The organism is Roseovarius sp. BRH_c41, from assembly GCF_000961715.1.
Taxonomy (GTDB): domain Bacteria; phylum Pseudomonadota; class Alphaproteobacteria; order Rhodobacterales; family Rhodobacteraceae; genus Roseovarius.
Genome location: NZ_LADY01000060.1, coordinates 143,174 through 162,459, shown reverse-complemented (window position 1 = coordinate 162,459; position 19,286 = coordinate 143,174). Strand labels below are relative to the sequence as shown.

General features: G+C 58.8%; 10 protein-coding genes and 1 pseudogene. 5 read left to right on the top strand and 6 right to left on the bottom strand.

All coding sequences use genetic code 11. From position 1 onward, the window contains the following. Positions 1 to 638 precede the first annotated feature (638 nt). The 3 genes from VR71_RS19175 to VR71_RS25270 form a co-directional block, all read right to left on the bottom strand. Entirely contained in the window at positions 639 to 5,855 is a 5,217-nt protein-coding gene (locus VR71_RS19175; protein ID WP_296430627.1) for a calcium-binding protein, read from the bottom strand. A gap of 310 nt (positions 5,856 to 6,165) precedes the next feature. Next, positions 6,166 to 7,305 carry an alpha/beta hydrolase gene (locus VR71_RS19170; RefSeq protein WP_045686191.1) on the bottom strand — a complete coding sequence of 380 codons (1,140 nt, stop codon included), beginning with the start codon at positions 7,303 to 7,305 and terminating at the stop codon, positions 6,166 to 6,168. A 278-nt stretch (positions 7,306 to 7,583) separates the two neighbouring features. After that, complete coding sequence (locus tag VR71_RS25270; protein WP_296430625.1) at positions 7,584 to 10,676, bottom strand: choice-of-anchor Q domain-containing protein; 3,093 nt, start codon at positions 10,674 to 10,676, stop codon at positions 7,584 to 7,586. Between the two features lie 614 nt (positions 10,677 to 11,290). On the opposite strand from VR71_RS25270, the gene VR71_RS19160 reads away from it, so the two are divergent. Further along, positions 11,291 to 12,136, top strand: coding sequence for a sulfotransferase (locus VR71_RS19160; protein WP_040650484.1), 846 nt, complete (start codon positions 11,291 to 11,293; stop codon positions 12,134 to 12,136). 213 nt (positions 12,137 to 12,349) lie between these two features. On the opposite strand, the gene rsgA is transcribed toward VR71_RS19160, so the two are convergent. After that, positions 12,350 to 13,420 (bottom strand): ribosome small subunit-dependent GTPase A, encoded by a 1,071-nt coding sequence (gene rsgA, locus VR71_RS19155; RefSeq protein WP_296430623.1) that lies wholly within the window; start codon positions 13,418 to 13,420, stop codon positions 12,350 to 12,352. A gap of 146 nt (positions 13,421 to 13,566) precedes the next feature. Here rsgA and VR71_RS19150 point away from each other — a divergent pair, with 146 nt between their 5' ends. The 4 genes and pseudogenes from VR71_RS19150 to VR71_RS25265 form a co-directional block, all read left to right on the top strand. After that, entirely contained in the window at positions 13,567 to 13,899 is a 333-nt protein-coding gene (locus tag VR71_RS19150) for an arsenate reductase family protein (protein ID WP_009817449.1), read from the top strand. A 486-nt stretch (positions 13,900 to 14,385) separates the two neighbouring features. Then, positions 14,386 to 15,786 carry a selenium-binding protein SBP56-related protein gene (locus tag VR71_RS19145; RefSeq protein WP_045686190.1) on the top strand — a complete coding sequence of 467 codons (1,401 nt, stop codon included), beginning with the start codon at positions 14,386 to 14,388 and terminating at the stop codon, positions 15,784 to 15,786. Positions 15,787 to 15,789: 3 nt separating this feature from the next. Continuing rightward, positions 15,790 to 16,449, top strand: a complete 660-nt coding sequence (locus tag VR71_RS19140; protein ID WP_045686189.1) for a hypothetical protein — start codon at positions 15,790 to 15,792, stop codon at positions 16,447 to 16,449. Positions 16,450 to 16,614: 165 nt separating this feature from the next. Continuing rightward, positions 16,615 to 17,001 (top strand): annotated as a pseudogene (locus VR71_RS25265) (transposase); the annotation flags it as partial. Between the two features lie 348 nt (positions 17,002 to 17,349). Here VR71_RS25265 and VR71_RS19130 read toward each other — a convergent pair. Together VR71_RS19130 and VR71_RS19125 are read right to left on the bottom strand one after the other, a co-directional pair. Further along, positions 17,350 to 18,837: a tripartite tricarboxylate transporter permease gene (locus tag VR71_RS19130; RefSeq protein WP_045686188.1), complete on the bottom strand. Its 1,488-nt coding sequence runs from the start codon at positions 18,835 to 18,837 to the stop codon at positions 17,350 to 17,352. A gap of 1 nt (position 18,838) precedes the next feature. Continuing rightward, complete coding sequence (locus VR71_RS19125; protein WP_009817444.1) at positions 18,839 to 19,285, bottom strand: tripartite tricarboxylate transporter TctB family protein; 447 nt, start codon at positions 19,283 to 19,285, stop codon at positions 18,839 to 18,841. Position 19,286: the final 1 nt, after the last annotated feature.

Genomic DNA, 19,286 nt, shown 5'->3' with positions numbered 1-19,286 from the left:
GCCTTCTGACGGTTCATCAAGAGTGACACTGAACTCTAGCACGCCGCTTGAGAAACTTACACGTTCTTCAATGGATGTCGGACTGATGTTAATTAACATGGAATACCCCCTATTCCAGAGTTAAGAGATTGCGCTTAATCGTTGTTCGTGAATTGAAACAAAGGCACTGTAGATACAAACCAGATACGAAAAAAATTCTCCAAAATCGTAACAGCCCAGCAATAAATCTGGCAAATGAAAGTTTTGTCGTTATTTCAAAGGGCTTTTATGCCTTGTGAGCTTTGAAGCGAGAATCTGGAAAGTGATCTACGCCACGTCCCAGCATTCTTTGGTGATCAAAGGGACAAAGGCAGCACTGGCAACTCCCATATAAATCGACCCTATAGGCATCCGGATAATCAAGATCTTACGTCCCACTTCCAAACGAACCCATCCTCGCTCCTTTCATAAGTCTGATCCCTTGGCTTGTGGCCCCGAAGATTGGTAAGTCGGTTGGGTCAAAGATACAGGATCTCTCATGCACACAATTCATTCATAACAGTCGTTCCGCCTTCCGGTCTCTCGTGACACCCAAAGTGGCGCGATCTCTGGCGTCTCAAAAGACGTCATCCCGATTGAACAGTTTTCCGTTTTTAGCCTTACAGGAACTGGAAATCGTCCACCGTCAGTTGCGCCGCCGTGATCCCCTCAACGAGGATCGTGTTGCCGTTGACGGTCATTTGTGCGCCCGCGGCGGTGTCGATGATATTCATCGCCGCCACGAATCCGGCCAGACCGTTGCCACCGTTGGTGATATTCTCAATGCCGGTATCGGGGTCGAACCGCCGGATGAAGAAGCTGTCGATACCATCCTCGAAATCGGTGACCACATCCGCCTCGCCCTCAAAGAAGGATGCAAACACGAACTGATCCGCGCCGGTGCCGCCAGTGATCACGTCATTGCCAGCTCCTGCATTGATCGTATCGTTGCCAGCCCCGCCGTCGATGGTGTCGTTGCGCCCACCCCCCGCGAGAAAATCGTTGCCGTCGCCGCCAAAGACGCTGTCATCGCCCTCGCCAGCCCCAACTCGATCATTTCCGGCGCCGGCATCAATCGTATCCTGCCCGGCGCCGCCGCCGATGTCATCGGCCCCACCCCCGGCGTTGATCAGATCATTGCCAAAGCTGCCGGACATGCTGTCATCGCCAGACCCGCCCGAAAGCGTGTCATTGCCAGCGCCACCCGCAACCACGTCATTGCCCGCAGCCCCAACAACACTGTCATCGCCAAAGCCCGCGCCCATGATGTCATCGCCGTCACCGCCGTTGATCGTATCATTGCCAAAACCGCCGCCGATATTGTCATTGCCAGCCCCGCCGTTGACCACATCATCGCCGTCAGCCCCAGCGATCGAGTCGTTGCCATCGCCACCAGAGAGCGTGTCGTTGCCAGCCTCGCCGAACACGCCATCATCTCCACCAAGACCAAGGATCGAGTCATTCCCGCCCTGACCGATCAGCGTGTCGTCGCCCGCGTCACCATTGATCGTATCATTCCCCGCCGTGCCGGTCACTTGCTGTCCAACGGGCGGCAAGGCGAGAACCTGAGCGAGCGTAAGCGTTGCATCCGTGAAACGGAAACTCTCGATGCCATCGACCGTATCGTCACCTTCAGACGAGAAGAGCGTCAGAGGACCATCCGCCTGTGAGATATTCACCTCTGTCGAGGCCACCGCGAAGATCGCCAGGTCAAAGCCTGCGCCGCCGAGCAAGCTGTCGTTGCCTGCGCCCCCATCAAGCGTGTCATCGTCCGCGCCGCCGTTGAGCGTATCGTTGCCCAGACCGCCGCTGAGTTCATCGTTGCCTGCAAGCCCGGTCAGATTGTCCTGTCCAGCGCCACCAGAGAGTTGGTTCGCTGCCCCTGTTCCGGTGAAGGCGTCATCGCTGTCGCCGCCGATCACCCGCTCAAAGTCGATAAAGCTGCCAAAAGCGGAGGTTTCGATATCGACCAGTGCAATCTGAAAGGCGGAGAATTCATGGTCCCCGAGCGTGGGCAAGACCCGACTCAGGTCATCCGCACTGTTGGATTGGATCGGGTTGGCCTCGAACACATCCAGAGGTGTCAGCGCCACGCTGTTGAAAATGCGGGCCTCTGTGCCGTCGCTTTCGGCAATACCATCGCCGTCGGGGTCAAGATCCGCCCAACGCGGTGATCTGTCGATCAGGCTGCCGGTATAGGTGCCGGTGCCCAGGTTCAGAGAGATGGCGCCCGAGACTGTGCCGAAATCGAGCGTGTCAAACCCTGACCCGCCGTTGAGGTTCTTGTTGCCGAGGCCGACGACAACGGTGTCGTCGCCCGCGCCCGCTGATACGGTGTCATCGCCTGAGCCGGTGATCAGGACGTCATCGCCACCCAAGCCCTCCAGATTGTCGTTTCCCGCACCCCCCGAGAGCATGTTGTCCAGTTCATTCCCGAGCAGGATGTCGTTGGCGCCGGTGCCGATCACGTTTTCGATCGAAATCAGGGTATCGGTTCCGAAGACGCCCATAGCGGTTCCGGTTGACAAACTGACCGATACTGAGCCGAAGGTGTTGGCGAAGATCGCGCCGTCTATGCCACCGGGCCGGGCCCAGGCATAAGACGCGGTATCGCTTTCCGCGCCGCCATCAAGACGGTCATCGCCCGCGCCCCCGTGCAGCAAGTCATCCCCGCCCCCCCCTTCGAGCGTGTCATTGCCAGTGCCGCCAAAGAGCTTGTCGTTGCCGCCCGCGCCCCTGAGCGTATCATTGCCGCCCCGCCCCAGGATCTGTTCCGATTGGGCGCTGCCGTCGATCAGGTCGTTGAATTCCGTGGCGATCAGCACTTCGAAATTTTCGAGGGTCATGTTGACCTGATCGGCGTTGCTTGAGGGGACGCCCTTGAAAGAGGTCACCGTCCCGGCCGCAAGATCCACCACGATACGAGAGCTAAAGGCGACGTCGAAGGAAATCGTGTCATAGCCTGTGCTGCCATCAGCATGGCCGCGAAACCGTTCGATCTGAACGAAATCGGTGTCGGCCCCCATGAGGGCGGCATTGTCCGTGCCCGCGTCATTGAAGACGGCATAGTCATCGCCTGCGTCACCGCGGAAGATGCCACCGCCGCCGCCGTCGAAATTGCCAATGTCGTTGCCATTCCCGGCGTGAACATCGGCAAATCCGTTCTCAGCGTCGAAGCGGTCATTGCCGTCCAGCATTCTGAAGACGACGGGAAAGCTGCCGCCAGGTTCAAAAATCACGTGGTCGGCGAAATTACCGAACGACAGTTCCGAGAAATCCCTCGGTTTAACGTTAAAGAACACATCGCCCGCGTTGCGCAGATCTTCGCCCTCGACGGTTGTCTTGTGGGCGCGCAGAGTGAGCGCTATCGCTGTGTTCACATTAAAGAACCAGCGTGCATCGCTGACGTCGTCCAGCGAAATGGTGTCAGATCCGCCGCCGCCGTCAACCTGTAGAGCAGTCGAGCCGCCTTCCACCTCTTCGACATAGATCAAATCGTCGCCGGTGCCGCCGAAGATGTTCGTGGACCCGCCGGTGCGGATCGTGTCATCGCCACCTGCGCCATGCAGGGAGGTCACATCCGGCGCGCCAAGCAACACATCGGCCAGATCCGATCCCATGAAACCCTCGACACCGTCGGTGGTGTCGGTGGTGACTTCGTTTCCGTTAAGGTCGAAGCGGGTGATGGTGCGGTCTGCACCATTTATCCGCACCGCGCCGCTGTTCTCCACTTCCCCCATGAAGGCGTTGAACACTTGCATGTGGTTCGGATCGTCGCCCTGATCGCTGATGTCGAACCGGATCGTATTGGCAGAACTGGTGTAGGATACCCAGTCGAACCCGTCGCCGCCAATGTAATGATCGCTGATGCCTGCCACTGCAGCGCTGCCCGATACCATGACATCGATCCCGCCGGCACCTGCGTTGATCACGTCCGCGCCGGCGCCACCAATGATGTAATCATCGTCGCCGCCCGCATCAATCGTGTCGTTGCCGGCCCGGCCCGTGATGATGTCAACCCCGTCGCCGGTGTAGATTGCGTTGGCCCCATCGGTCCCGCGCACGGTGTGGTCCTGATCGGGAGACGCCACGACGTTCTCGACCGAGCTGAGCGTGTCCTGCCCCTGACCAAAAGATGTCCCGTTGATCAGATCCACCCTAAGTCTGGAATTGGCCCCTCTGAGCACCTGAAACGTATCGGTGCCGGTGCCGCCATTCGCTTGGTCGTCACCACGACCCGGCACCAGAACATCGTCGCCCGGTCCACCGTTCAGCTGGTCTGCCTCGATCGAACCAAAAATCCGGTCGTCCCCCAGCAACCCGTTTGCGACATGAAAGCCGTTGATCCGGTTTTCAGGGCGCGATGAGTTGAGAAACAGCAAGTCATCCGTCGGCACACCACCCTGATCGCCGTTCAGAACCGATCCGCCGATCCGCGCATTGTTCAGTTCGGCCCCGGTGAACGAAATATCGGTAAAGACGACATGATCCCCATCGTCGAGCGCGACCAGAGTATCAATGCCGGTATTGACAGCGGTCTGGGGCGCAAGATGGCTGACGATAATATCCCCGGTATCCGGATCGCGAAGCAGTTCATATTCGGTAAAACTGGCCCCGAAATAGAACAGATCGTCACCCGCTCCGCCATTGAGAAGGTCAGAGCCAGCCCCTGCGATGATGACATCGTTGCCACCGCCGCCAAGGATCGTGTCGTTCCCGTCGAGGGCATCGAGAATGTCGTCGCCGTCGTCGCCCACAAGCACATTGCCGACATCATTGCCCCATCCGGTCGGGCCGAGATCAGCCTCACCAACAACACCGCCAAAGAAAGCTGACTCCACTGTGTCCAGAAGCGGTATCGTTCCCAGCGCATCCACGATATATTCCAACAGGAAGTCCTGTAGCGGCTGGATGAGCTGTTCGAATGCATCCAACAGGTTAATGGACGGAATGAGCGCATCAATTGCTGCTTCAGTTGCCTCTAGAATGTTGTCAAGGTTCAGTGTTTCGATGACGAAATCTATGACTGGATTGACAATAAGCCCGATGAGAAAATCGACAGCGTTCAAGAGCGGCTGGATCGGGGCAAGGAGGCTTTCAGCGGCACTGAGCGGTGTTTTCAGAAAATCAAAAATCTTGCCGATTTCTTCGAGATCGACCAATCCTCCTAGGATTTGCCCAAAGTCGATGTCCTCAAGCACCGCAAGGAAGGCATCAACCTCTGCTTTGACATTGGTGTACAGGCTTTCAACGCCCACGATCACAGCATTGCGCGCGGCCATCTGCGCTTCGATGGCAGAATTGAGGGCAGTATAGGTTCCGCTCCAAACCTCTGCACTGCGCGTCGCGACATCAATTGCCTGACGAAAACTTCCGGTCGCTTCAGAGGCGATTTCAAGCTGTCTTATGCGGAGCGTCAGTGAATCCGAGACCACAGCGAGCGTGAGGCCCGCCGCGGTCAGGCCAGTCTCGACATTCTCGACAAACTGGCCGTCCCCTTCTGTCGCGGGGGTAGAGGTGTCATCCTTACCACTTATCTCGTCAAACTTGTCATCGATCTTGTCAACTGGCGGCTCAATTCGGTCCAAGACCCGTTGGAGTGCAGTAACAGGTGTTTTGAGTGGGGAGACAAACCCTGCGACGGTTAAAAGGTTTTTTATCGTGAAGAGGGAATCATCTATCTTTTCAGCGGTTTTATCCGCGGTTTTGTATTTTGCGACCCCAAACTGCGCTGCGGAAACAAGCAAACCAATCCTTGACGTTATGTCTTTAAGTGCTTGTAATCTTATAATTGTTTGATCTGTGCGGACTTTGTAGGCGTCTAGTTCAATACCCATTTGACCTATTCCTTTGTCGCTGATCGTAAAAATTCCTTCGGGCCCGAAATGATGACCATTCGGCAAAACGCTCTAGATAATATGATGCCAAAATTAGCAGAAATTGCGAAATCCGACAAGCAAACCGGACAGCATCTCACAATCCTGAATATCAGTTGTAGCGCCCGAAGAGTTTGCAAGGCTGAATGGTCTAGCCGTGATGCCGGGCACGCCGACCGAAGTCTATATCTCCACCCAAGAGCAAACTGCGGCCTATTTCGCGCGGCCGCTGACGGATCAATTCGAAAAAGTCTTCCGCGAAGGAAGTACTCTAGTTCGAAAAACCCGTTCCGTTCCCAAAGATCCTTATGGGTGAGGCAGCCAGGATTTGCTGGACGGCCGATCTGTTGTCCGTGTGGAAACGGCTCACCGAGTTGAGACCCGCCCCAATGAGTTGAACCACCTCGGGTGATCCTGCGTATTTTGAATGACTACCTGATGACGAATCGCTGATCTCGGACAGGTCAATGACCGTGAGGCCAAGACTTTCGAGTTCAGCGGTGTTTGCGACCCCCACACGTGGCACCCCGCCCGCAATCCTCGTCGACAGGCGCAGTGCCTTGTCATCCTTGGATACCAAGATGAACATCTTCTTGCGGATCTCGGGCGAAAGCTGTTTCAACTGTGTCCGAAACAGGTCGAAGTCAATGTCAGGCGCTGCCAGCATGATGTGGTTGATGGGGTTGCGGTGACCAAGGTCTCCTTTCTGTTGCTGATCGAGCAGTCCTTCCATAGTGAGAAATGTCCCCATCGAATGGGCAAATACATCGTTTGACTCGGCATTGGTCCTTACCAAGATATCCGCGATCTCGCCCACCGCCGCCCGCGCGATAAGTGCACTATTGAGATCATAGACATAGCGCGAGGCTTTGGCAGCGGATGCCCATGTCAACAGGACGGGAACACCCTTGAACCCGGTATCCTCAACAAATTGTGCCAACCTCAGCGTGGCGTCGGAGGCCGTGTTGTTGAAGCCATGAACGAACAAAAGAAGCCTTCTGTCGCCGGGTTTCCGTTTTGCCAGTTCCCGGTTGATTCCGGCAATCAGTGCTGCGTCGGATTGGTACGTGACCGGATTGATCACCGTAAACTCCTTGCGCGGATCAGGCGGAAGTTGCTTGGGGCGTTCCAATTGCCCCGTGATGTGGGTCGGAGGAATCGTAACGTCCACCGAGGCAACACCAAGCTCTAGCGCTCGACCCGGCCCCAGAAATGCACCGGGTTCATCTGATGGCCTTCGCGTCGTGGTGATGAATATGCGATGTCGAGTGATGTTGGGTACGGACTCTGCCGATATACTTGGATTGGAGATACCTATGACTTGAGGTGGCGCGCTACACCCGCCAAGCGCCAAAGCGGAAATTACCAAAACAAGGCTGATAACATCTAATCTCTTCTTGGAACGATGCATGCAGGCCACCCTGATCAGTCAAATGTTCTCTTAAATCTCGACAAGAGTACAGCAAACCATTCGCAAAACAAGAAATGAAAAAACGCGTGACATCAGGTCTTCTGTGTCTCGTGACCAAGCGGATAAACATTGCGTACGGCCTGACCTCAGTACCGAAACCTGATGGCAATGTCACGGCTTTTGCACGTGGTTAGAATGATCAGATCGTTACCCGGAAGGTACTCGATCGACCGCCGTCTCGGCCCGAATACCCTTGTCGGGCGACTGCACCGCAGCCATCAAAGGAACTGAAAATCATCCACTGTCAGGTCCGCCGCAGCAACGCTTTGGACCAAAACCGTCTGGCCGCCAACGTTGAGTTGCGCGCCCGCCACTGTGTCCACGATGCCCAAGGCCGCCACAAAACCCGCAAGCCCGTTGCTCCCATTGGAGATGTTCACCTCACCCGTTTCGGGATTGACGATCCTGATCAGGAATCTGTCGAGCCCGTCTTCGAAATCAGTAATCACGTCAGCCTCTCCGGCAGTAAAGGCGCTGAACACGAATTGATCCGCGCCCGCCCCGCCGGTGATCTGATTATTGCCAGCCCCGGCGTTGATCGTGTCATTGCCCGCGCCGCCGTCGATCACATCATCACGCCCACCGCCGGCAAGAAAATCGTTACCGTCGCCGCCAAAGATGCTGTCATTGCCCTCACCCCCGCCGACCCGGTCATTCCCAGCGCCTGCGTCGATCGTATCGCGCCCCGTCCCGCCACCGATATCATCTGCCCCACCGCCAGCAATAATGTTGTCGTCGCCAAAACTGCCGGACATGCTGTCGTTGCCTTCCCCCCCGGACAAGGTGTCATTGCCGGCACCACCGGCAACCACGTCATTGCCGTTGCCCCCCATCACCGTGTCATTGCCGAAACCCGCGCCAATGATGTCATCGCCGTCGTCACCGTCGATCGTGTCATCCCCCTGCCCGCCGCCGATGTTGTCATTGCCAGAACCGCCATTGACGATGTCATTGCCGTCAGCCCCCGCAAGCGCATCGTCCCCATCGCCGCCCGAGAGCGTGTCATCGCCCCCCTCACCGAACACGGAGTCAAAGCCAAGCCCGCCGGATATATCGTCATTCCCGCCAAGGCCACGGATCACATCATTGCCGTCCCCGCCCACGAGGCTGTCGGCGCCCGGCGTGCCGGACAGGTCCAGCCCGAGGTCCTCCACCGGCGCAGTCGCAGCGCTGGTCAGGGATTCGGACGTGCCGAAACCATCGCTATAGCGAACCTCGACCGACAGCGCCGCGTCGACCTGCGCCGCTCCGGGGGTGAAGCTAACCCCGGTAGCACCCGCAATCGGGGTGTCGTCCGCCAGCCATTGAAAGGCGAAGGTGCCCAACCCGTCAGCATCGGTGATCGTGGCCGTGTTGGCGGTCAGCACAGCGCCCTGCTTGGCCGTGCCGCTGATCGTCACCGCCCCGGTGGGCGCATCGTTGACATTGGCGACGACAGCGGAGCGGGTGTTGACCGATTCCGTGTCGCCGTCGCCATCAACGTAGGAGACGCTCGCGACGATGGTGAAGCCGACCTCGGCCTGCGTCAGAACGTGGCTGGCGCCGGTCGCCCCCTCTATTACGCTGTCGATGAAACCGCTCGCGTTTTCCCGAAACCACGCGAAAGAGAACGGTCCCAATCCGTCGGGGTCGGACACGCCGGAAGAGTCGACGCTGAGCGTCTGACCCTGCGTCGCGCTGCCGCTCAGCATCAAATCGCCTTGTGGGGTGAACGCCACGTTCTCGACCGGGCCCGTCGGGGTCGAGGTGACCGTTTCTTCCGTGCCGAAGCCGTCGGTGTACCTGACCGCCACGCTGATCTCGGCGCCGACATCGGCTTGCAAAAGCTGGAGCGTGCCGTTTTCGCCACCCGCGATCGGTACCCCGTCACGCAGCCACTGAAACGAGAACGCACCGAGCCCGTCGGCGTCGGCGATCCCTCCCGCGTTGGCGCTCACGAACCCGCCTTGGCGCACATCACCCGAGATCACGACCGCCCCCGTGGGCGCGTCGTTGACGTTCGTAACCTGCGCCGTGGCAGCGCTGGTCAGGCTTTCAAGAGTACCGCGGTCGTCGGTGAAAGATACCCGCACGCTGATCGTGGTGCCAACCTGCGCCTGGCCGGGGGTGAAGCTCGCGCCAGTCGCGCTGGTGATCGACGTGCCGTTCGCGAACCACTGGAACGACGGCAGCCCGCTTTGCCCGTCCGCATCGAAGAAGCTGGCATTGGCGGTCAGCGCGGTGCCCTGCGCTGGCGCACCGGTGACTGTGACGGTGACGGACCCGGTTACGGGCGTGTTCGCCCGCTCGACCGCGCCGATATCGAGCGCGCCCAACTGCACCCGTGCCTGACCGCGGGCATCCGCGGGTAGCGCCTCGGCGAGATTGAAATTGCCGTCAATGTCGAACGTGTCGGCCGGCAGCAGCGCCGCGTCGCCCGCGTTGATCAGCGGGCTGCCCGCGTCCGGCAGCCGCGTCAGCACCGGCCCGCCGTTGTCCTGCAACGCGCCAAGCAGCGGGTCGCCTCCATTTAGGATGGTGTTGGTGGCATCGGTGATGGTGACATTGGTGCCGAAGAAGCTGTTGCGCGCGACATCAACGACGCCTGAGCCCAGGTCGTCCGGGGTGGCACCGGCAACTAGCGTGTTCCCGGCGACCACCGAATTGGTCACAGTGATGATGCCGGCGTTGAAATCGTCGATGCCGCCGCCGCCGTTGCTGGCGATGTTCGCGGTGATCGTGCTGTTCTCGAACGTCCCATTGGCGGTGCTGCTGAGCGTGATGCCACCACCAAAGCCTGCGGCGGTGTTGCCGTCGATGGTGGTGTTGATCGCCCGCACGCTTCCGCCATCCTGGGCGATCCCGCCGCCGTCGCCGTTTGCGCTGTTCCCGGTCACGAGGCTGTTGACAAGGCGCAGGTCACCGCTCGAGAATATCCCGGCACCGCCGCCGAATGCAAAGCTGTCGCGCACCGTCGTCTCGAACAGCTCCAGCGTACCGTTGCTCAGGATCGCGCCGCCGAGGCTAGCGCTGAGCCCGTCGGTCAGCGTCAGGCCACGCAGTTCGACCTCGGTTTCCAGCCCGCCGATGATGCTGAATACCTGCGTCGTGCCGCCGCCCGAGATGGTGATCTGGTTGAAACCGTTGATCAGCAGGTCCTTGTCGATCTGCAGCACGCTGCTCAGGGTGATCGTCTGCCCGGCGAGGCTGTTGGCGAAAAGGATCGCGTCTCCCCCTACGGCGGTACGGATCGCCTCACGCAGCGAAAGCTGACCCGCGCCAAGATTATCGTCATCAATGTCGCTGATGTTGTCGACTATGAACAAAGCCATTTTGAATTTTCCTCACCCAAATCGCCACAATGGTGGCGCGTGATAGACGTCACACTCTCAAAAATCTTGCCGCCTCTAGGGACTGTCGCCCGACCGGGCCAGCAAAGCCCGTGATCCCTGCGCTCCAAGGGACGACTGCGGTCGCCGGACCGTCTCTTGTGAACACATCTCATGAGCGCTGTTGCTTGCCGCGCAGGACGGACCCGCGGAGCGGTCAAAGGGCTTTCGACTCGAGCGCCAAGAATGACCCGTCCGCCGGACTCGCTCGCACAGAATACCCGTGTCAGCCCCCGGCGTGTCATGCGTCAGATCAATAGCCTCGCACAGCGAGCTCTGGCTATTATCGGACATGTCATCGTCAGTTGTCGTTACGATAAAGGTTACCATACAAAAAACCCTCGACGCTGACTTCAGCGGACATAAAATTGGTAGTACTGAAAGAATATTTCCAAAATACTGCGCCAAATTGCACAAAAATACAAAGTATTTGTGATTTAGACCCGGCACCACCCCCTCAAATGGACGGGCACACGTTGATAGCATTGAGTCTTTTCTCATGATCCGGCCGAACTTATGCGCTATGACCGCGTGAGAAACACCACCGGAGCTGCCACATGACCGATGTCCGATCCTTCCACTTCATCTCAGGGCTGCCGCGCTCTGGCTCTACCCTGATGGGCGCAATTCTGCGACAGAACCCACGGTTTTCCGCTGGCATGTCGAGCCCGATCGCGTCCTTGTTCGAAGGTATCGTGGCCCAGGTGTCAGCCGGAAACGAACTGTCGCGGATGGTCGATGATGCGCAGCGCGAGCGCGTCCTGCGCGGAGTGTTCGACAGCTATTATGCGGACAACCCGGCTGAGGTGATCTTTGACACCAACCGGGCCTGGACTGCCAAGATGGCCGAGGTGTTGCGCCTCTTTCCACAGGCGAAATTCATCTGCTGCGTGCGCGATGTGGCTTGGGTCATGGACAGCATGGAACGCCAGTATCGCAGCAAAACCTTTGAGAATACCGGCCTCTTTAACACTCCCGGAGAGCGCGCCACAGTCTACACCCGCACCGAAGCCCTTGCCGCCTCAAACCGTCTCGTGGGTTTTTCCTATCAGGCCCTGCGCGAGGCCTGCTGGGGAGAGTTTGCCGACCGTCTGGTAATTGTCGATTACGACATCCTTGTGAGCCGCCCTCGCGATGTCATGGGCCTGCTATATGAGTTTCTGGGCGAGCCACCCTTCGAGCATGATTTTGACAAGGTGGAATATGACGCGGCCGCCTTTGATGCGCAGCTTGGACTCGATGGTTTGCACCGCGTGCGCGCCCAAGTGGCCCCCAAGCCGCGCCAAACAATTCTGCCACCCGATCTTTTTGCCAAATACGCTGGCCTGACATTCTGGCGCGATCTCAAGAATTGCCGCGCCTTTCGCATTGTGTCAGAGCCTGCTGAACAGAGGCTCCCCTAGACTTAAGGGGCACTAACACGACCCGGAACACGACCCGGCCCTCTGAAGTCAGACGAGTGAGGTGTTTGTCATCCGCCCCAAGACAAGACGGACAATCAAACGCAGGGTTTCAGGGGACCAGATCAATGGAATGATCCAAGTTTGAAAATGCGGCACCATGCTTGGATGGCCGATTTGGTGAGGCTGACGGACGGCGGCTCTGGGTCAGTCGCGTCAGCGCCGTTTGCCGGGGGGCCTCGTGATTTTGTTGCCACGCGGCCCGGACTGTATGGAGGTGTTGGTCAGGTTCTCCTCTGTAAGCTTCCGCCACCGGCCAAGGCGCGCGGGATCGAGTGTCCCGTCGACTGTCGCGCCCTGAACCGCACAACCGGGTTCATGATCATGGGTGCAATCCCGGAAGCGACACCGGGAGGCGAGCTCGACAATCTCCGCGAACAGAGTATTGAGTCCGGCCGCGACGTCGCTGACATGCAGCGAACGCATCCCGGGCGTGTCAATCACCCAACCGCCACCGGCAATTGCATGCAGCGAACGCGACGTGGTTGTGTGACGCCCCTTGGCGTCTGCCTCGCGAATCAGTCCTGTCGGCTGTGCCTCCTCGGATGATTTATGCGACAGCGTATTGAGCAAGGTCGACTTGCCCACCCCGGACGATCCGACAAGGGCAACGGTTTGCCCGGGGCCGCACCAAGGAGCTAATGTCAGGGCCGCCTCCGGTCCTTTTGCATTCACCATGACAACATCCAATCCAAGTTGAAGCGCTTCTGCCTGCCGCCGGTAGGCGGCAGCATCAGCCGTCTGATCAATCTTCGTCAGGACAATCACCGGGGTCGCCCCGGACTCGTTCACAAGCGCCAGATACCGCTCCAGCCGTGCCGGATTAAAGTCGTCGTTGCAGGAGGTGACGATCAGAAGCGTGTCGACGTTCGCAGCAATCAGCTGCGTTGGCCGACTGCCTTCGGTTTTCCGCTGTAACAGCATCCGCCTTTTCAGCTGCCGCACCAGCAAACGGGTTTCGGGGTCGACCAGAACCCAATCCCCCACGGCGATGTCCGTCGTGCGCGACTGGGCGGAGAGCACCAGCCGCACAGCGCCGCGTTCGGATATCGCTGTGACCCGGTCCCGGTGAACGGATCCGATGCGCATAGGCACAAGCTCTGACTCGCCAGCCTCCAGCTGCTCGGAAAAAAATGCCAACCAGCCGAGAGCGGCCAATGAAACGGTGGACTGATCTGATGAAATGGTCACATCAGCATGAATGGCCGTGGAATGACGTTGTTGCAAGCATATCCTTCGGTTAAGCGCACAGGCGACACTGCGACAAATCCGGTCGAACGCACCCGTCCGACAGCGTAAATATCTGCTCAGATGATTGCTTTCGGGGTGGCGATGGAGGAGGTTACGAGGTCGACGCCAAGGGAGAGTTCCACATGATGATCTACGGCTTGCAGACTTGCGCAATCTGTCAGAAGGCCCGCAGAGCATTGGAGGCGGAAGGACTGGATGTCTCTTTCCGTGATGTCCGGGCAGAACCGCTGAGCGAGACGGAATTATCGGCGCTGATCGAAGAGTTCGGGGACCGCCTCGTGGACCGCACATCGAATGATTACCGAGCGCTCAATGACTGGCTGAAGAATTCGGAAGCCGAGGCGCAGATCGCAGCCCAACCCAAGGTAATGGCACGCCCGGTCATCCGTGACCGAGACAGGTTTTACTTGGGTTGGGATGCAACCGTTCAGAAAGCGTTGCTTGCGGGCTCCTGATAACTCAAGCTGAGCAAGTGCAGCGACTGACCCGATCGACGGGCCGCGCTGAGGCAGAGCCTGTCCATTTCGAACGGCTGGTCAGCGCCATCACTCTCGGCTTCAGGCGTCCGCATTTGCAAGAAGTTACCGCACCGCCGCAGGGCAGACTCGAGCCAAACTGACCTTTGGCCTGCGGACTCGACGGCAATTTGAGTTGGGCTAGAAATGCAGTCGCCTTCAGTCTGCGTGGATTGTGGCAACCTGTCCGGAGACGATCGAAAGGGCTAGTGCGACATGACGACATGCACATGCGCGCCGCTCAATGTTGTACGGCCATGCGACGGTCCGCAGCCCAGGGTAAGCGTGGACTTGCAGTCTTTCCCTGGCTCCATCCTGCGAACCGGTTTGTTTGCTCTGAGCCCGGAACCGTGGCAGGCTGTTCATCGGGTGCGAAGAAACAGTCTGGAACAAGTTTCGGTGCCCCTGACCTTGGAGGAGCGCACAATGAACCTGAGACCTGACCCCACATTTCACGCGACACCAAAACTTGCCATGCGGGCTCCGGCGGAGACGCTGGCCTTCACCCTTATGCTCAGTCCTGACGGCTCCAAGCCCGATGGGCTGGCCATCATCGACGTCGATCCCAAGTCGGTCACATATGGCCAGATTGTTCACCAACTCATCATGCCAAACAAGGGCGACGAGTTTCACCATTTCGGCTGGAACGCCTGTTCCTCGGCCCTGTCCCCGCTGACCGGGCACGCCTTTCTTGAACGGCGATACCTGATCATTCCGGGTATCCGGTCGTCTCGAATCTACGTCGTCGATGTCAAGGAACCGCTGAAGGCCAAGATCCACAAGATTATCGAACCCGAAGAAGTGTTCGACAAGACTGGATATTCGCGCCCACACACAATCCATTGCGGACCCGAGGGCATTTATGTCTCGACACTTGGTGGCGGTGGACCCGACGGAACCGACGGACCGCCGGGCATCTTCATCTTGGATTGCGAGACCTTCGAGATCCTTGGGCGCTACGAGATGGACCGCGGCCAACAGGACAAGCATTACGATTTCTGGTGGAACCTGCCGCGCGACTACATGGTCAGTTCCGAATGGGGCCTTCCGCCACAATTCGAGAACGGGCTTGTCGCCGAAGATCTGCTGTCAAACAAGTATGGCCACAAGATCCATTTCTGGAAACTGCGCGAACGCCGGAATGTTCAGACGATTGATCTCGGTGCCAACCACCAGATGGCGCTGGAGATCCGACCTGCTCATGATCCGGCCAAGGACTACGGCTTCTGCGGCGTCGTTGTGGACACAACCAATCTCCAGGGGGCCATCTTTTCATGGTGGAGAAAAGACGACGGCACGTTCGAGGCCCAAAAGACCATCACCATCGACCCGCGCCCCGAAAAGGTCGAAAACCTGCCGCCACTCCTGCAGGGGTTCGAGGCGGTGCCGCCGCTGGTGACCGACATCGATCTCAGTCTTGATGACAAATATCTCTACGTGGCCTGCTGGGGCCTGGGCGAAATGCATCAATACGATGTCTCCGACCCGATGAACCCCAAACTGGCAGGCAAAGTCGAAATCGGCGGCATCGCACGCGGCACCAAGCACCCCAATGGCAAGGATTTTGCCTATGGGCCGCAGATGGTGGAGATCAGCCGCGACGGCAAGCGTGTCTACTGGACCAACTCGCTATACTCGACGTGGGACGAGCAGTTCTATCCTGACGATGAAGGTGGCCAGATGGTCATGGCCAATGTGGGCGAGAACGGCGGGCTCGAATTGGACAAGAACTTCTATATCGAGTTCCCCAAGGGTTATCGGAGCCACCAAATCCGCCTCGAAGGCGGCGACTGTTCCACGGACAGTTTCTGCTACCCCTCCGTCTGACGCGTGGAGGGCGTCGATACGGCAACGGCGCTGTGGTGGGCCGTTGCCGCCTCCGGCATCTATCACGGGGTCAATCCCGGCATGGGCTGGCCGCTGGCGGTGTCCGCTGCACTGATGGACCGCAACCGTGGCAGCCTTTTCAAGGCGCTGCTTGCGCTGGCGATGGGGCATTTGCTGGCCATGGCCGCAATCCTGTTTCCCTTCACGGCTCTGCTGTTCCTCGTCGAATGGCAGCGGGAGATACAGATCAGTGCGGCATGCCTTGTGATCGCTCTTGGCGTCTACTTGATCGTCAATCGCCGCCATCCGCGTTTTCTCGCCCGCGTGCCGCCTTCGCGACTGGCGCTATGGTCTTTCCTCGCGGCGATGGCTCACGGTGCAGGCCTGATGCTGGTGCCGATCTACCTTGGATTATGCAGAACGGTGGACGCGGATCCGGGTCACAGCGCGGCCGCCACTTTGATGGGGGGCAACACCGCAATAGCTGCCCTTGTCGCTCTCGTGCACACGCTGGCGATGACGCTGTCGGGCGGCTTGCTCGCGATCGGCGTTCACCAATGGCTCGGACTGCAGTTTCTTTCAAGGGGCTGGTTCAACCTAGACCTGATTTGGGCCCTTAGCCTTATTCTGGTGGGGACGATGTCGCTAGTCTTCGTCCACTAGATCTTTCACGTCAGATCGAATGCTGATGGCGCGGCAACCAACGCCCGTTCCGTCCGCGTTGCCGTCATGGCCCAGATCGAAATGCGGCACAAGGGAGTAATCCCCCCGAATTTAAGAGGCTGCAATAATAGAGTTTTCTCGGCAAGATGAACGAGGAGATTTCGAATGAAGACAAGCAGATACAGTGAAGCGCAGATCATGGCGATCCTGCGTCAGGCCGAAGGCGGTGTGCCGGTGGCCGAGCTGTGCCGCGCGCATGGGATGAGCGACGCGTCGTTGTACAAATGGCGGGCCAAGTATGGCGGCATGGATGCTTCGATGGTCAGCCCGATGAAGGCGATGGAATGAGGTGGATTGGACAACAGTCTGGGGGACTGTTGTCCCGCCGAATGAGAACTGCCGGTTGAAGGGGATGTATGCAGACCTGAGCATGCAGGCGGATTTGCTTAAGGAAGCCCTTGGAGAAAAGTGACTGGGCCATCTCAACGCCGCGAGATGGCCGATAACGCGGTGGCGCGACGGGGGGCGAACATTGCTCTCGCCGGCCGGGCCTTGCCATGGTCTTCTCCTCGCTCGCAGCATCATGCCGCTGTTGCGCGGAAAATCCACTTATCCCGGCTGTTCAGATTTTCACAGCCACCTCTTACGGATGCACCAGTTTAAAAACCGGGAGATTACCTAGACAAGGGCGCAAGGAAGGGGGGTGGATTGTTTTGGCGATGGAATTGAAGTTCGGGCGGCAACCGGACACCAGGCTGACACAAGATTTACGCAAGCGCGAAAGGCCACCCGAGGGTGGCCTTTATCCTGTTGATATTGTTTGATCATTTTGTTTGCGGGAGTATGCAATCGCCGTAACCGACCCATTTTCAAATGCATGGCTTAGTTTGGGTGACCTGATCACAGTTTGCGCTTGCCACGCAGGAGCTTGAGCATCGGCCATACGATCATCCCGAGCGTTGCGAAGGCCAGAACCGCAGAGAGGGGGCGGGTGAGCAACTCTGTCGGATCGCCACGGCTGATCAGCAGGGCGCGCCGTACGCTCTGTTCCGCCATCGGCCCCAAGATCATGCCGAGAATGATCGGCGCGAGGGGGATGTTCACCTTTTCCAGAACATATCCCGCGAGCCCAGCCAGCAGCATCACCCACAGATCAATGGGGCGTCCGTTGATGACATAGACCCCAACGCACATCAGCACGAGGATCGACGGCACGAGCAACACGCCGGGCAAGCGCTGAATCTGGGCAAACATCCGCGTTGCGGTCACACCGCCGACAAGCAGGATCAGCACCGAGGTTAGAAGCATCTCGACCATGAACCCACCAACAAGCACCGGATTCTGGTGGAAGAGCTGCGGCCCCGGCTGCAAGCCGTGGATCGTCAGGGCGCTGAGCACGAGGGCCGCCACCACATTGCCCGGAATGCCCAAGGAGAGGGCCGGGATCATTGAGGCAGCGTTGTCCGCGTTGTTGCCACATTCTGCAGCCGCGACGCCCTGCGGGTTGCCCTTGCCAAAGGTTTCGGGCTCATCCGAGGCGTTTCTGGCCGCGTTATAACTGAGAAAGGCCGCGATATTGCCCCCGGCACCGGGCAGAATGCCGACACCGATGCCAATGAAAGAGGACCGCAGCCATGTCGGAACGAAGCCCCGCAGCTCGCCCTTGGCAAATGGCACCGCTTCAAGCCGCAATTGCGCCGATGACAGGCCGCGCAGGTCGCATTTCTCTGCCAGTTGCAGCACTGGAGGCAATGCGTAGAGGCCAACAAGCACAACGATCAAGTCAGGCCCTCCGAGCAGCCAAGTCTGCCCGAAAGTAAACCGTGGCTGACCAGAGAGGGAATCGATCCCCATGGTCCCAATCAGCAGGCCCAGAGTGGCCGCGAGTATCCCCTTGACCGCATCTGACCCCACCATGACCCCGACAGAGGCCATACCGAACATTGCAATCCAAAAGTATTCCGCTGGCCCGAAAAACAGCGTGACTCGCGCCAAAAGCGGGCCCATCGTCATCAGCGCCACGGCGCTGGCAATCCCGCCGATGGCAGAGGACCAGCAGGCCACCTTGAGCGCCTTGGCCGCCTCTCCCCTTTCCGCCATGGGAAAGCCGTCAAAGGTTGTGGCGATCGAGGCGGGCGTGCCGGGGATCCGCAAGAGAATGGCCGGAATAGCCCCGCCGTACATCGAGCCATTGTAAATGCCCGCAACCATGGCAAGCGCCACCAGCGGCTCCATCGAATAAGTCAGCGGCAAGAGGAGTGCGATGGCCATCACCGGGTTGAGACCCGGCAGCGCCCCGATCAAGACCCCCAGAAGCGTGGCACCAAACATCGCCAAAAGCGGCCCGACGGCAAAGACAGCGGTGGTGGCATCGACGAAAAACCCCATCTCACGCCTCGCGCCACAAAGTTGACCAGAATTCCGGCGGAAGCGGTTTCTCCAGAACGGCGGAAAAGACCACCCAGACCAGCGCCATAAAGACCAGCGCCATCAAAACCAGATAAACGGGTTGCCGAAAGCCGAGAACCACAGGCATGACCAGCATCAGCAGAACCGAGGCCGTGAAGAACCCGAGCGGCATCACAAGCGCAATGTATCCTGTCGCCACAACGGTCGCGAGAAAGAGGTTGCGCGGTGCCTCGCTCAAGGGGCGCACTGCATTAACCTTTGCCCGAACCGACCGCAGGGCAATAACCCCGCCAAAGATGGCAAGCGCCAGGCCCAGCACCATGGGATAGGTGCCCCCGGCCCCCGAGTAGGATCTGGCCATCCATGCGGCGGCCAATCCAAGCCCGGTAAAGATCAGACCTGTTAAGAGGTCCTGGCGCTTTTCCATG

What these genes read in the sequence shown, in the direction of transcription:
- VR71_RS19160 (WP_040650484.1), top strand. Translation starts at nt 11,291, where the DNA reads ATGACCGATGTCCGATCCTTCCACTTCATCTCAGGGCTGCCGCGCTCT.
- VR71_RS25270 (WP_296430625.1), bottom strand. Translation starts at nt 10,676, where the DNA reads ATGGCTTTGTTCATAGTCGACAACATCAGCGACATTGATGACGATAAT.
- VR71_RS19170 (WP_045686191.1), bottom strand. Translation starts at nt 7,305, where the DNA reads ATGCATCGTTCCAAGAAGAGATTAGATGTTATCAGCCTTGTTTTGGTA.
- VR71_RS19130 (WP_045686188.1), bottom strand. Translation starts at nt 18,837, where the DNA reads ATGGGGTTTTTCGTCGATGCCACCACCGCTGTCTTTGCCGTCGGGCCG.
- VR71_RS19150 (WP_009817449.1), top strand. Translation starts at nt 13,567, where the DNA reads ATGATGATCTACGGCTTGCAGACTTGCGCAATCTGTCAGAAGGCCCGC.
- VR71_RS19145 (WP_045686190.1), top strand. Translation starts at nt 14,386, where the DNA reads ATGAACCTGAGACCTGACCCCACATTTCACGCGACACCAAAACTTGCC.
- VR71_RS19175 (WP_296430627.1), bottom strand. Translation starts at nt 5,855, where the DNA reads ATGGGTATTGAACTAGACGCCTACAAAGTCCGCACAGATCAAACAATT.
- VR71_RS19125 (WP_009817444.1), bottom strand. Translation starts at nt 19,285, where the DNA reads ATGGAAAAGCGCCAGGACCTCTTAACAGGTCTGATCTTTACCGGGCTT.